We start from the raw sequence: 12,519 nt of genomic DNA, 5'->3' as shown, positions 1-12,519 counted from the left end.
GGATTTGTGTCGAGTCAAAGATTGTGGGGCCGCGTTGCAGTCCTTTCGCGACACAAGGCCGCTCCCACAGTGCTCAACAGCGGTGTTCGGGAAACGGTCAGCCGATGGAGGCCAACAGCTTTTCCCACTCTTTGTTTTCTTTCTTCGACACTCCACCCAACAGGTCCAGGGCCTGGCGCAGGCGGTAGCGCGTCAGGTCGGGGCCGAGGATTTCCATGGCGTCCAGCACCGAAACCGAGCTGGCCTGGCCCGTGATGGCGGCGAACATCAGCGGCATGGCGTCACGCAGCTTCAGCTCCAGCGCTTCGACCACAGCCTGGATGCAACCGGTGATGCGCTCTTTTTCCCACTGACGCAGGCTTTCAAGCTTCCACAGGATCAACTGGATCACCTGGCGCACCTGGTCGGCCGACAGTTTCTTGCTTTCGAACAGCTTGGCGTCCAGCTTGAGTGCGCCTTCGAAGAAGAACCCGCCCAACGGGGCAACCTGGCTGAAGGTTTCGACCCTGCCCTGCACGTGCGGGGCAATCTTCATCATGTAGTCGCTGTTGAATGCCCATTTCTGCAGGCGTGCGGCGAATTCCTCTACCGGTAGCTCACGCAGCCACTGGCCGTTGAGCCAGGACAGCTTCTCGATGTCAAAGATCGGACCGCCCAGCGAGATACGCGACAGGTCGAAGTGCTCGACCATTTCGGCCAGCGAGAACTTCTCGCGCTCGTCAGGCATCGACCAGCCCATGCGGCCAAGGTAGTTGAGCATCGCTTCAGGCATGAAGCCCATGCGCTCGTAGAAGGTGACCGAGGTCGGGTTCTTGCGCTTGGACAGTTTGGATTTGTCCGGGTTGCGCAGCAGCGGCATGTAGCACAGCTTGGGCTGCTCCCAGCCGAAGTACTCATACAGCTTGATCAGCTTGGGCGCCGATGGCAGCCACTCTTCACCACGCAGCACGTGGGTGATGCCCATCAGGTGGTCGTCGACCACGTTGGCCAGGAAGTACGTCGGCAGGCCGTCGTTCTTCATCAGTACCTGCATGTCCATGCGGTCCCACGGGATCTCGACATCGCCGCGCAGCATGTCCGGCACCACGCAGATACCCTCGCTCGGCACTTTCATGCGGATCACGTGCGGCTCGCCAGCGTCCAGGCGGCGCTGCACTTCTTCGGCGCTCAGCAGCAATGCACGGCCATCGTAACGCGGGGTTTCGCCGCGAGCCTGCTGCTCGGCACGCATCTGCTCCAGCTCTTCGGCAGTGCAGAAGCAGTAGAAGGCGTGGCCGGCGTCTACCAGTTCCTTAGCGTATTTGGCGTAGATTTCGCCACGCTCGCTCTGCCGGTAAGGGCCGTGCGGGCCGCCGACATCCGGGCCTTCGTTCCATTCGATGCCAAGCCAGCGCAGGGCGTCGAAGATCTGTTGCTCCGACTCACGCGTGGAACGCAGCTGATCGGTGTCTTCGATGCGCAGGATGAACTCACCGCCGTGCTGCTTGGCGAAGCAGTAGTTGAACAGGGCGATGTAGGCAGTGCCGACATGGGGGTCGCCGGTAGGCGATGGCGCAATACGCGTGCGTACGGTGGTCATGGAGAGTCTCGAACGAAAGATGAAACAAAGGCGGGATGTTAGCAGGAGGCGGGCACCGGGCTCCAGCAATGGCGCGAACGTCACTTGTCGACAGGCCCTGTGCCGCTGTTAAATTTGTTTACATTTCTGGAACGATAGTCCCCATGCCTGCCCAACTCAAACGCCGCCTGACGCTCTTCTTCGCCCTGGTGGCCGTCATCGCCCTCGCCTTCCTGGGCCACTGGTACTTCAAGGGCCGGTTCTACGAGAGCACCGACAACGCTTACGTGCAGGGTGAGATCACCCGTATCTCCAGCCAGCTTGGCGCACGTATCGAAACGGTACCGGTCGAGGACAACCAGCACGTCAGCAAGGGCGACCTGCTGGTGCGCCTGGAAGCCGCCGACTTCGAGCTGGCGGTCGAACGCGCCCGTGCCGCCCTGGCCACCCGCGAAGCCGAGTACGCACAAGCACAAAGCCGCCTCACCCAACAAGGCAGCCTGATTGCCGCCGGCCAGGCCCAGTTGGCGGCCACCCAGGCCACGTTCGACCGTTCACGGCTGGACCTGAGCCGTGCCGAGAAGCTGCGCAAGCCGGGTTTTGTCTCTGAGGAGCGGGTCACTACCCTGTCGGCGGACAGCCATGTCGCCGGCTCCCAGGTCGACAAGGCCCGCGCCGACCTGCAAAGCCAGCGCCAGCAGGTCACCGCCCTGAACGCCGAACTCAAGCGCCTCGATGCGCAAATCGCCAATGCCCGCACCGACCTGGCCCAGGCCGAACTGAACCTGACCCGCTGCGAAATCCATGCGCCGATCAGCGGCACCATTGGCCAGCGTAATGCGCGCAATGGCCAAGTGGTGCAGGCCGGCGCCTACCTGCTGTCGATCGTGCCGGATGAAGACATCTGGGTGCAGGCCAACTTCAAGGAAACCCAGATCGGCCGCATGCACCCCGGCCAGCGCGCGGAGCTGTTGTTCGACAGCTACCCCGACACACCTATCGAAGGCCGGGTGGACAGCCTGTTCGCCGCGTCCGGTGCGCAGTTCAGCCTGCTGCCACCGGACAACGCCACCGGCAACTTCACCAAAGTTGTGCAGCGCATCCCGATAAAACTCACGTTCAGCGCCGACAACCCGTTGCATGGGCGTATTCGCCCCGGCATGTCGGTGACCGCCACCGTCGACCTGCGCAGCGCAGACGAAGGCCACAATGGCCGGTGACCAACTGCTGCGCCCCACGGCGGAGCCAACCCGACGCGACTGGATCGCGGTGATGAGCGTGATGCTCGGTGCCTTCATGGCAGTGCTGGATATCCAGATCACCAATTCCTCGTTGAAGGACATCCAGGGCGCTCTGTCGGCGACCCTGGAAGAAGGCTCATGGATTTCAACCTCCTACCTGGTGGCGGAAATCATCATGATCCCGCTAACGGCCTGGCTGGTGCAGCTGCTGTCGGCGCGGCGCCTGGCGGTGTGGGTATCCAGCGGTTTTCTGCTGTCGTCGCTGCTGTGCTCGATGGCCTGGAACCTGGAGAGCATGATCCTGTTTCGCGCCTTGCAGGGTTTCACCGGTGGCGCGCTGATCCCGCTGGCCTTCACCCTGACGCTGATCAAGCTGCCCGAGCACCACCGCGCCAAAGGCATGGCGATGTTCGCCATGACCGCCACTTTTGCCCCCTCCATCGGCCCCACCCTGGGCGGCTGGCTGACCGAGAACTGGGGCTGGGAATACATCTTCTACATCAATATCCCACCAGGCCTGCTAATGATCGCCGGCTTGTTGTACGGGCTTGAGAAGAAGGAGGCGCACTGGGAGCTGCTGAAAAGTACCGATTACGCCGGCATCGTCACGCTCGGCCTTGGGTTGGGCTGCCTGCAGGTGTTTCTCGAGGAAGGCCATCGCAAGGACTGGCTGGAGTCACACCTGATCGTCGGCCTGGGCAGTGTTGCCCTGGTCAGCCTGATCACCTTCGTCATCTTGCAGTTTTCCAAGCCACACCCACTGATCAACCTGCGCATTCTTGGCAACCGCAACTTTGGCCTGTCGAGCATCGCCAGCCTGGGCATGGGCGTGGGCCTGTACGGGTCGATCTATCTGCTACCGCTGTACCTGGCGCAGGTACAGGGTTACAACGCCTTGCAGATTGGCGAAGTGATCATGTGGATGGGTATTCCGCAGCTGTTCCTGATCCCGCTGGTGCCGCAACTGATGAAGGTGATATCGCCCAAGGTACTATGCGCGCTGGGTTTTTGCCTGTTCGGCGCTGCCAGTTTCGGTTCGGGGGTGCTCAACCCGGACTTTGCCGGGCCGCAGTTCAACCATATCCAGATCATCCGCGCCCTGGGTCAACCGATGATCATGGTGACCATCTCTCTGATTGCCACCGCGTATATCCAACAACAGGATGCAGGGTCCGCGTCGAGCCTGTTCAATATTCTGCGTAACCTCGGTGGCGCGATTGGTATTGCCTTGCTGGCCACCCTGCTGGATGCGCGCACCAAGGTGTACTTCGACTACCTGCGGGAGGCGGTGGTGCCGAGCAACCCGCAGGTGGCTGAGCGGCTGGCGCAACTGGCGGAGCGCTTGGGCAATGACAATGCGGCGCTGGGCAAACTTAGCGAGATTACCCACCAGCAGGCACTGATCATGGCTTACAACGATGCCTTCCACTTTGTCGGGATCGGGTTGGCGGTGAGCATGGTGGCGGTGTTGCTGACCCGCAAGTTGCCGGAGGGGCTGAAGGCTGGGGAAGCCCATTGAGGCTACTACAGATCAGATGCGGTCCCTNGGCGCAGCCGGTGCCAGCCACCGCGTTGAATTCTTCGCGGGCACGCCCGCTCCCACAGGGTCAGCTGCTAATCAACCGCTCCCGCAGCTGCGCAATCTCGTCACGCAACTGCGCCGCAGCTTCGAACTCCAGGTCGCGGGCGAACTGCATCATTTTTTCTTCCAACTGCTTGATGCGCTTGGTGATCTCGCCCGGCGTACGCAGTTCGGCCTCGTAACGGGCGCTCTCCTCCGCCGCCTTGGCCATGCCCTTGCGCTTCTTGCTGCGCGCACCAGGCACGGCGGCACCCTCCATGATGTCGGTGATGTCCTTGACCACGCCCTTGGGCACGATGCCGTTGGCTTCGTTGAAGGCGATCTGCTTCTCGCGGCGGCGCTCGGTTTCGTCAATGGCCCGCTGCATCGAACCTGTTATGTTATCGGCGTACAGAATGGCCCGGCCATTGAGGTTACGTGCCGCGCGGCCAATGGTCTGGATCAGGGAGCGCTCGGAACGCAGAAAACCTTCCTTGTCCGCATCGAGGATAGCCACCAGCGACACCTCGGGCATGTCCAGGCCCTCGCGCAGCAGGTTGATGCCCACCAGCACGTCGAAGGTGCCCAGGCGCAGGTCACGGATAATCTCCACCCGCTCCACCGTGTCGATGTCCGAGTGCAGGTAGCGTACTCGCACATCATGGTCGGCCAGGTAATCGCTGAGGTCCTCGGCCATGCGCTTGGTCAACGTGGTCGCCAGCACACGCTCGCCTGCCGCGACACGCTTGCGGATCTCGGACAGCAGGTCGTCGACCTGGGTCAGCGCCGGGCGCACCTCTACCTGCGGGTCGACCAGCCCGGTCGGGCGCACCACCTGCTCCACCACGCGCCCGGCATGCTCAGCCTCGTAGGGCCCCGGAGTGGCCGAAACGAAAATGGTCTGCGGGCTGACATCCTCCCACTCGTCGAAACGCATCGGCCGGTTGTCCAGCGCTGAAGGCATGCGGAAGCCGTACTCGACCAGGGTCTCCTTGCGTGAACGGTCGCCCTTGTACATGGCGCCGACCTGCGGAACGCTGACGTGTGATTCGTCGATCACCAGCAGCGCATCAGGCGGCAGGTAATCGTACAGGGTGGGCGGCGGCGCCCCGGCCGGACGCCCGGACAGGTAGCGCGAGTAGTTTTCGATGCCGTTGCAGTAGCCCAGCTCGAGGATCATCTCCAGATCGAAGCGGGTACGTTGCTCCAGACGCTGCGCTTCGACCAGCTTGTTGGCCTTGTGCAGGTACTCCAGACGCTCCTTCAGTTCTTCCTTGATGCCCTCCACTGCTTCAAGCAGCGTTTCCCGCGGGGTGACGTAGTGGCTCTTGGGGTAGAACGTGAAACGTGGCAGCTTGCGGAAAACCTCGCCGGTCAACGGATCGAAGGCGGCGATGTTCTCCACTTCATCATCGAACAGCTCGATGCGGATGGCTTCCAGATCCGATTCGGCCGGGAAGATGTCGATCACGTCACCGCGTACCCGGAAGGTGGCGCGGGCAAAGTCCATTTCGTTGCGGGTGTACTGCAGGTCGGCCAACCGGCGCAGCAGCGCGCGCTGGTCGAGCTTGTCGCCACGGTCCACGTGCAGAACCATTTTCAGGTAGGTCTCGGGGCTGCCCAGGCCGTAGATGCACGACACGGTGGTCACGATGATCGCGTCACGCCGCTCCAGCAGCGCCTTGGTCGCCGACAGGCGCATCTGCTCGATGTGGTCGTTGATCGAGGCGTCCTTCTCGATGAAGGTGTCCGACGACGGCACGTAGGCTTCCGGCTGGTAGTAGTCGTAATAGGAAACGAAGTACTCCACCGCGTTGTTGGGGAAGAATGCCTTGAACTCCCCGTACAACTGGGCGGCCAGCGTCTTGTTGGGCGCCAGCACCAGCGTCGGGCGCTGCACCTGCTGGATGACGTTGGCAATGCTGAAGGTCTTGCCCGAACCGGTCACCCCGAGCAACGTCTGGTGCGACAGCCCCGCCTCGATGCCTTCGACCAACTGGCGGATAGCATCGGGCTGGTCGCCAGCCGGCTGGAAACGTGTGACGAGCTGGAACTCGGACATGAAGGACCTCGCGGTGCAGCAGCTGTAAATTTAGCCAGTAGTCTATACCCAAATGCGCCCGTTCGGGGGCGCTTTCAAGGCACAGGTGTGGCCGCATGCAACGGTGGACACGGCATTTAGACCAATGGTCGAAAAATATTTGCGCAAATAGCCCCAAAAGCTGCGCCAGAGTGTCGCGGTGACCGGTCGGTATCACTATACTGACTCCCCGTTTGTGCACCGCTTCAGTGCATTCGGCTGGAGCGTGTACGCCCTATCACACTCCAATCAGAGCCAAGGTAACAATGAGCCTGTTTTCCGCTGTCGAGCTGGCACCCCGCGACCCTATTCTGGGCCTCAACGAAGCATTCAACGCCGACCCACGTACCGACAAGGTCAACCTGGGCGTAGGCGTGTATTGCAATGAGGAGGGCCGCATTCCGCTGCTGCGCGCCGTGATCGAAGCCGAAACCCAGCGTGCCGCCCAGCACGCTTCGCGCGGCTACCTGCCGATCGACGGCATCGCCACCTACGACCAGGCTGTGCAGAAGCTGCTGTTCGGCGCCGAGTCGCCACTGCTGGCCGCCGGCCGCGTGGTCACCGTGCAGGCCGTCGGTGGTACCGGCGCACTGAAGATCGGTGCCGACTTCCTCAAGCGCCTCTCGCCCAACGCCGTGGTTGCCATCAGCGACCCTAGCTGGGAAAACCACCGTGCGCTGTTCGAATCGGCCGGCTTCCCGGTGCAGACCTACCGCTACTACGATGCGCCGACCAACGACGTCAACCGCGCCGGCATGCTCGAAGACCTCAACGCCCTGCCGTCCGGCTCGATCGTGGTGCTGCACGCCTGCTGCCACAACCCGACCGGTGTCGACCTGAACCTGGACGACTGGAAGAACGTCCTGGAAGTGGTCAAGGCCAAGGGCCACGTGCCGTTCCTCGACATGGCCTACCAAGGCTTTGGTGACGGTATCGCCGAAGACGCCTTCGCCGTGCGCCTGTTCGCCGAGTCGGGCCTGGAGTTCTTTGTTTCCAGCTCGTTCTCCAAATCGTTCTCGCTGTACGGCGAGCGCGTCGGCGCACTGTCGATCGTCACCGCCTCCAAGGACGAGAGCACCCGCGTGCTGTCGCAGGTCAAGCGCGTGATCCGCACCACCTACTCCAACCCGCCAACCCACGGCGCAACCATTGTTGCCACCGTGCTGAACAGCGCAGAACTGCGCCAGATGTGGGAAACCGAATTGGCCGAAATGCGTGAACGCATCCACGGCATGCGCAAGCAGATGGTATCGCTGCTGGCCGAATACGGTGCCAACCGCGACTTCAGCTTCGTTGGCCGCCAGGTCGGCATGTTCTCCTACTCGGGCCTGACCGTTGAACAGGTCGCCCGCCTGAAGAACGACTTCGGCATCTATGCCCTGGACACCGGCCGTATCGCGGTGGCCGCGCTGAACCAGAGCAACATCCACGTGGTGACCAAAGCTATCGTGGAAGTGCTGTAACTCATTGTTTTGCCTGGGGGTGGGTTGACTTCTCCCAGGCAATCAGTAAGATACGCGCAGATTCCGCGATAGCTCAGTCGGTAGAGCAAATGACTGTTAATCATTGGGTCCCTGGTTCGAGTCCAGGTCGCGGAGCCAGACATTGAAGAAGCCCCCGGATGCGCACGCAACCGGGGGCTTTTTCGTTGCGCTGGAATTATTGGCCAAGCACCTCGGTCACTGGCTTGCCCTCGTCCACCAGGCTCCAGACCAGCAAACTGGCCGGCTGGGTTTTGCTGGCGTTGCGTGAAACGCTGTGCACGGTGCCCGGCGCCTCGTACCAATAATCGCCGGCCTTGTAGGTCTTTTCCTGCTCGCTGTTGAGCTTCGATACCACCGCCCCTTCCAGGACGTAAGCCATGACAGCGCCCGGATGCTGATGCGCGGGTGATGCCTCGCCCGGGGCGTAGCTGACGGTGAGCATGACGGCGGTTTTGCCGGGGGCATTAGAGGGCTGCTGTTGTTGCAGGACCCTGACCTGGTCGGCGACATCACCGTGGGCCCAAGCGGGCGTTTGGGCGGCGAGCAGCGCGAAGAGGATGATGGCTAATGGATTCATGAGCTTTCCTGGAGGACAAGTGCCTGCAGGTTAGACCCTGACTGGCTGAAGACAAATGGCCAATCCGGGGGAAAAGCAGGGGGCCGATTTTCGCCTGTACCGGCCCTTTCGCGGGTGAACCCGCTCCTGCGACGGCCTGTGCCGCCCTCGATACGTGCGTAGGAGCGGGTTTACCCGCGAATACGGTGGCGGCGGCAACGGTGAACGGCGGGTGGAAATTGGCCCGCAGGCCCGGCCCATTCGCGGGTGAACCCGCTCCTACAACGGCCTGTGCCGCCCTCGATACGTGCGTAGGAGCGGGTTTACCCGCGAAGAGGCCGACATCGCCAACATAGGCCTCAGCCGCGCCCGATCGGGTAAAACGCCCCCCGACTCCACACCCCAAGCCATTCCTCCCCGTCGATCACATGCGGCACCGCCAGCTCCACCAGTTGGTAAAACACATTGCGATGTATCAGCGCCTCCAGGTTGCTGCGCATCAGCACATACGGTGATGGCTCCTGCGTCAGCGGGTCGATCACCACCCGCAGGGGGTTATCCGGCCCCGCCTCGACCTGGTCCTCGACATTGCTGGTAAAGCGCAGCACCTGCTGTTCGCCTTCGCCCTGCACGTCCAGCAGCACGGCCACGAATGGCGCATCGTCGACACGAATGCCAACCTTCTCTACCGGGGTAATCAGGAAGTAGTCATCGCCGTCGCGGCGAATGATGGTAGAGAACAGCCGCACCATCGGCTTGCGCCCGATCGGTGTGCCCAGGTAGTACCAGGTGCCATCGCGGGCGATGCGCATGTCGATGTCACCACAGAAATCCGGGTTCCACAGGTGCACCGGCGGCAGCCCCTTGGCCTTGGGGATCTGCGCCAGAAGGTCATTGGCCTTGCCGGAGTCGCTCATCACGCTTGCCTCATTCACTCATGCCCAGGAGGCTACGAGCGTACTCGCGCATCGGCGCACCAAGCAAATCCTCCGGCGTGTTGTCGTGGAACGTCAACAAACCGCCACGGCTCTTGATGCGTGCGGTGTCGATCAGGTAGCGGGTACTGGTTTCGATCAGCATCATCTGCACCACGCCAGAGTCCCAGCCCAAGCGGTCGACGGCCTGCTCGTCATACCACTCGTCACCATTGCCGATGCGATCGTCGGTACGTGCGAAGCGCGTGTACAACACGTAGTCCGCACCCACCGAGCGCGCCTGGGCAATGGCCTCTTCGAGGCCCAGCGGGCCCTGGGCACGACGTACCATCGGGAAGTATTCGACGAAGCTCTTGAAGGCCTGCTCGGCCACTGCATTCTGCCGAGGCACCGGCCCCTCGCCCGGCGGCACGAATGCACCCTGGCCAATGAAAATGAACGAATCAGGTTGCAGGCGGATCGACAAGGTGCGACGGGTTTCGCTGTGGTCCAGCAGACCGGCATCGCTCATGTGATAGCGGACGCCTTCGCCCATATCGCTGACATTCATGCAGCCGCCCAGCGCCATCAGCGCCAGCAGCAAGACCAGGCTACGCATCTTTCCTCCAGTGGCCGGCGACGAAAAACCGGCGAATAGCCGGCGGATGCAGCTTTTGCGCCAGCTTCAGCCACCGATCACTTTCATGACTGTCACGCCACCGGAGAAGGCCACGTCCTGCTTGTCAGCCAAAGCCTTGACCAACAACCGCTGCAAGGCCGGCAGCGCCTGATGACGCGGCTTCTCCAGCAGGTCGCCGACGAAGTGCCGGTTACCTGACGACAGGCAGCCATGCAGCCAGCCCGTAGAAGACAGGCGCAGCCGCGAGCAGGTCCGGCAAAACGGCACGCTTTCGTTGGCAATGATGCCGAAGTGGCCCCTGCCAGGGATGTGGTAACGCATGGCTGTGGCGTCCAGCGGCGCATTCACCTGGGCGTAGGTATGCTGGCCGCCGATCAGCGCAAGCAGCTGGTCGAGGCCTACAAACTGTTGGAGGAAGGCGTTGCGATCGTGAGAGAGGTGACCCATGCGCATGAGCTCGATGAAGCGCAGCTCGAAGCCGCGCGCGAGGCAGTAATCCAGCAGCGGCAGTACCTGATCAAGGTTTTTCCCGCGCATCGGCACCATATTGACCTTGATTCGCATACCCACGGCGCGGGCCTGCTCCATTGCATCCAGCACAGTGCCCAGGTCGCCGCCACGGGCAATCTGGCGGAAAGCCAGCGGGTCGAGGGTGTCGAGGGAAACGTTCAGCCGACGAATCCCCGCCGCCTGCAGTTGCGGCAACTTGCGCGCCAGCAACTGGCCGTTGGTGGTCAGCGAGACGTCGTCAAGGTCGAGTTTGGCCACGGCAGCCAGAAAGGCATCCAGGCGCGGGCTGACCAGTGGCTCACCGCCAGTAATCCGCAGGCGCTCGATGCCGGCGGCTTCGATCAGATAGGCCACGCCAAGGGCCAGGGCATCCGCAGACAGCTCGTCCTGCGCCGCCACCAGCCGCTTGCCGTCGGGTACGCAGTAGGTGCAAGCGTAGTTGCAGGCAGCCGTCAGGCTGACGCGCAGGTTGCGAAAGCGCCTGCCTTGACGATCGACAATCATGAATGACTCCGGCATGGATGAAGGGGCCAGCAAAACCTGACTCATAAATCAGGTTTTTGCAAGCCCCATGAGCAATGCCGAATGTCCAAACGATAGCGAAACGCTTTAGGCTGCACTGCCGCGCAGAGAACGCACGACGCAGTGCTTATGGGAGCGGGCGTACCCGCGAAGAATCAAACGCGGTGCCTGGCACGGGCTGCGCCGGTGTTCGCGGGCGCGCCCGCCCCCATAGGGCCCGCGCAGTTTCGCGCAAGGCTCAGTTCGAGGGTTCCGGGTCGCGCTTGCGCTTGTTGCCCATACGCACGCCAATGTCCATCAGGAACTGGAAGAAGCCTTCCTGGTCCTCCAGCACATTGCTCCAGAACGGCGAGTGGTACAGCGCCACAGCGCCGTGCACCAGCGCCCAGGCAGCGCAGTAGTGGAAATACGGCGGCACGTCTTCGAGCTTGCCTTCGCTGATACGGCCCTTGATCAGCTGGGTCAGGCGGTCGAAGTTGGAGGCACGGATGCTGTGCAGCTGCTCGACCATTTCCGGCACCTGATTGCCCTTGACCACCTTTTCTTCAAGGCGGTCGAACAGCCGGTAGCGTTGCGGATCGCGCATGCGGAACTCGAAGTAGGCGCGCGACAGCGCTTCCTTGTCACGGTCGACGTCGGCCGAGTGCAACAGCTCATTCAGGTCACGCTCGTAATCGAGCATCAGGCGAAGGTAGATCTCCGCCTTGGACTTGAAGTGCTTGTAGATCGTGCCTTTGCCGATGCCCACGGCGTCGGCGATCATCTCGACGGTGACGCTGTCTTCACCTTGCTCGAGAAACAGCTTGAGCGCGGTATCGAGTATTTCCTGTTCGCGACGGCGAAACTCACGGACCTTACGAGGTTCTTTCTGCATGGGAAGGACTGGATGACAATCGAAGCGGTTTATTATGCCTAACTTGCGGGAAATTGCACGGATCATCCACGCATGTCTGTGTTTCACGATGCATACAGCCATGCGCTGCGGGAGGAATGAAACGTTGGCGTATTCCAAATCTGTTTAAAAAACATCCAATATGCACTGGCACTGCGCCAAACCTGACCAATACTTGAAGTGTTGGCGCGGCGCATCCCCCCCAGTGGCGCGCCGATAAAGGTGCTCAGGGACCGCGTACCTTTGTTTTACTCCTAATGGTCTTAACCCGGATTCCTCCCCCAGAACCCGGGTTTTTTTTGTGGGGAGGATGGTGTGTGACGGCTGTCAGGTGCGTGCCGCAAGATTCTCAGCGCCTGTGAGATCGAGCGCCGCCCGCGCGGCGCTTCGCGGGTAAACCCGCTCCTACGTTTGTTTCGGGCCAATTATGCCTGTGGGATTTACGCCCGAACGCCTTGGCGCACGCCTCGATATCGCGTCGTACAAACAAGGCGGTCGCGCGCGCCTGGCACAGAAGGGAGATCGAGCGCCGCCCGCGCGGCGCTTCGCGGGTAAACCCGC

General features: G+C 62.0%; 10 protein-coding genes and 1 tRNA gene. 4 read left to right on the top strand and 7 right to left on the bottom strand.

Annotated elements, in window-relative coordinates; translation table 11 throughout:
- Window positions 1–97: 97 nt before the first annotated feature.
- Complete coding sequence (gene gltX, locus ACTJJN_RS26310) at window positions 98–1,579, bottom strand: glutamate--tRNA ligase (protein ID WP_012053281.1); 1,482 nt, start codon at window positions 1,577–1,579, stop codon at window positions 98–100.
- 143 nt (window positions 1,580–1,722) lie between these two features.
- On the opposite strand from gltX, the gene ACTJJN_RS26305 reads away from it, so the two are divergent.
- On the top strand, window positions 1,723–2,778 hold the full coding sequence (locus tag ACTJJN_RS26305; RefSeq protein WP_185280103.1) for an HlyD family secretion protein: 1,056 nt from the start codon (window positions 1,723–1,725) through the stop codon (window positions 2,776–2,778).
- A gap of 49 nt (window positions 2,779–2,827) precedes the next feature.
- Complete coding sequence (locus tag ACTJJN_RS26300; protein WP_176393467.1) at window positions 2,828–4,318, top strand: MDR family MFS transporter; 1,491 nt, start codon at window positions 2,828–2,830, stop codon at window positions 4,316–4,318.
- A gap of 88 nt (window positions 4,319–4,406) precedes the next feature.
- Here ACTJJN_RS26300 and uvrB read toward each other — a convergent pair whose 3' ends face one another.
- Window positions 4,407–6,422, bottom strand: a complete 2,016-nt coding sequence (uvrB, locus tag ACTJJN_RS26295; RefSeq protein WP_440781752.1) for an excinuclease ABC subunit UvrB — start codon at window positions 6,420–6,422, stop codon at window positions 4,407–4,409.
- Window positions 6,423–6,706: 284 nt separating this feature from the next.
- Between uvrB and ACTJJN_RS26290 the strand changes: the two genes are divergently transcribed.
- Both ACTJJN_RS26290 and ACTJJN_RS26285 read left to right on the top strand, forming a co-directional pair.
- Window positions 6,707–7,903, top strand: a complete 1,197-nt coding sequence (locus tag ACTJJN_RS26290) for an amino acid aminotransferase (protein WP_003247178.1) — start codon at window positions 6,707–6,709, stop codon at window positions 7,901–7,903.
- A 62-nt stretch (window positions 7,904–7,965) separates the two neighbouring features.
- Window positions 7,966–8,041 (top strand) — tRNA-Asn (locus tag ACTJJN_RS26285).
- Between the two features lie 58 nt (window positions 8,042–8,099).
- Here ACTJJN_RS26285 and ACTJJN_RS26280 read toward each other — a convergent pair.
- From ACTJJN_RS26280 to ACTJJN_RS26260, 5 genes are all read right to left on the bottom strand, one after another.
- Window positions 8,100–8,501, bottom strand: a complete 402-nt coding sequence (locus ACTJJN_RS26280) for a cupin domain-containing protein (RefSeq protein ID WP_012053285.1) — start codon at window positions 8,499–8,501, stop codon at window positions 8,100–8,102.
- Between the two features lie 338 nt (window positions 8,502–8,839).
- On the bottom strand, window positions 8,840–9,397 hold the full coding sequence (locus tag ACTJJN_RS26275; protein ID WP_012053286.1) for a DUF1285 domain-containing protein: 558 nt from the start codon (window positions 9,395–9,397) through the stop codon (window positions 8,840–8,842).
- Window positions 9,398–9,407: 10 nt separating this feature from the next.
- Window positions 9,408–10,013, bottom strand: coding sequence for a DUF4823 domain-containing protein (locus tag ACTJJN_RS26270; protein WP_004577221.1), 606 nt, complete (start codon window positions 10,011–10,013; stop codon window positions 9,408–9,410).
- A 66-nt stretch (window positions 10,014–10,079) separates the two neighbouring features.
- On the bottom strand, window positions 10,080–11,048 hold the full coding sequence (locus ACTJJN_RS26265) for a GTP 3',8-cyclase MoaA (RefSeq protein WP_221101094.1): 969 nt from the start codon (window positions 11,046–11,048) through the stop codon (window positions 10,080–10,082).
- 256 nt (window positions 11,049–11,304) lie between these two features.
- Window positions 11,305–11,940: a TetR/AcrR family transcriptional regulator gene (locus ACTJJN_RS26260; RefSeq protein ID WP_003247170.1), complete on the bottom strand. Its 636-nt coding sequence runs from the start codon at window positions 11,938–11,940 to the stop codon at window positions 11,305–11,307.
- Window positions 11,941–12,519 lie beyond the last annotated feature (579 nt).

Source organism: Pseudomonas sp. 22515, assembly GCF_052044625.1.
In the GTDB taxonomy this organism is placed as follows: domain Bacteria; phylum Pseudomonadota; class Gammaproteobacteria; order Pseudomonadales; family Pseudomonadaceae; genus Aquipseudomonas; species Aquipseudomonas alloputida.
Note: the sequence above shows the minus strand (reverse complement) of the source record. Positions and strands in the feature narration are given on the sequence as shown.

Excerpts from the sequence above, each read along its gene's own strand:
- gltX (WP_012053281.1), bottom strand. The coding sequence starts at position 1,579 with ATGACCACCGTACGCACGCGTATTGCGCCATCGCCTACCGGCGACCCC.
- ACTJJN_RS26280 (WP_012053285.1), bottom strand. The coding sequence starts at position 8,501 with ATGAATCCATTAGCCATCATCCTCTTCGCGCTGCTCGCCGCCCAAACG.
- ACTJJN_RS26265 (WP_221101094.1), bottom strand. The coding sequence starts at position 11,048 with ATGATTGTCGATCGTCAAGGCAGGCGCTTTCGCAACCTGCGCGTCAGC.
- ACTJJN_RS26270 (WP_004577221.1), bottom strand. The coding sequence starts at position 10,013 with ATGCGTAGCCTGGTCTTGCTGCTGGCGCTGATGGCGCTGGGCGGCTGC.
- ACTJJN_RS26290 (WP_003247178.1), top strand. The coding sequence starts at position 6,707 with ATGAGCCTGTTTTCCGCTGTCGAGCTGGCACCCCGCGACCCTATTCTG.
- ACTJJN_RS26260 (WP_003247170.1), bottom strand. The coding sequence starts at position 11,940 with ATGCAGAAAGAACCTCGTAAGGTCCGTGAGTTTCGCCGTCGCGAACAG.
- uvrB (WP_440781752.1), bottom strand. The coding sequence starts at position 6,422 with ATGTCCGAGTTCCAGCTCGTCACACGTTTCCAGCCGGCTGGCGACCAG.
- ACTJJN_RS26275 (WP_012053286.1), bottom strand. The coding sequence starts at position 9,397 with ATGAGCGACTCCGGCAAGGCCAATGACCTTCTGGCGCAGATCCCCAAG.
- ACTJJN_RS26305 (WP_185280103.1), top strand. The coding sequence starts at position 1,723 with ATGCCTGCCCAACTCAAACGCCGCCTGACGCTCTTCTTCGCCCTGGTG.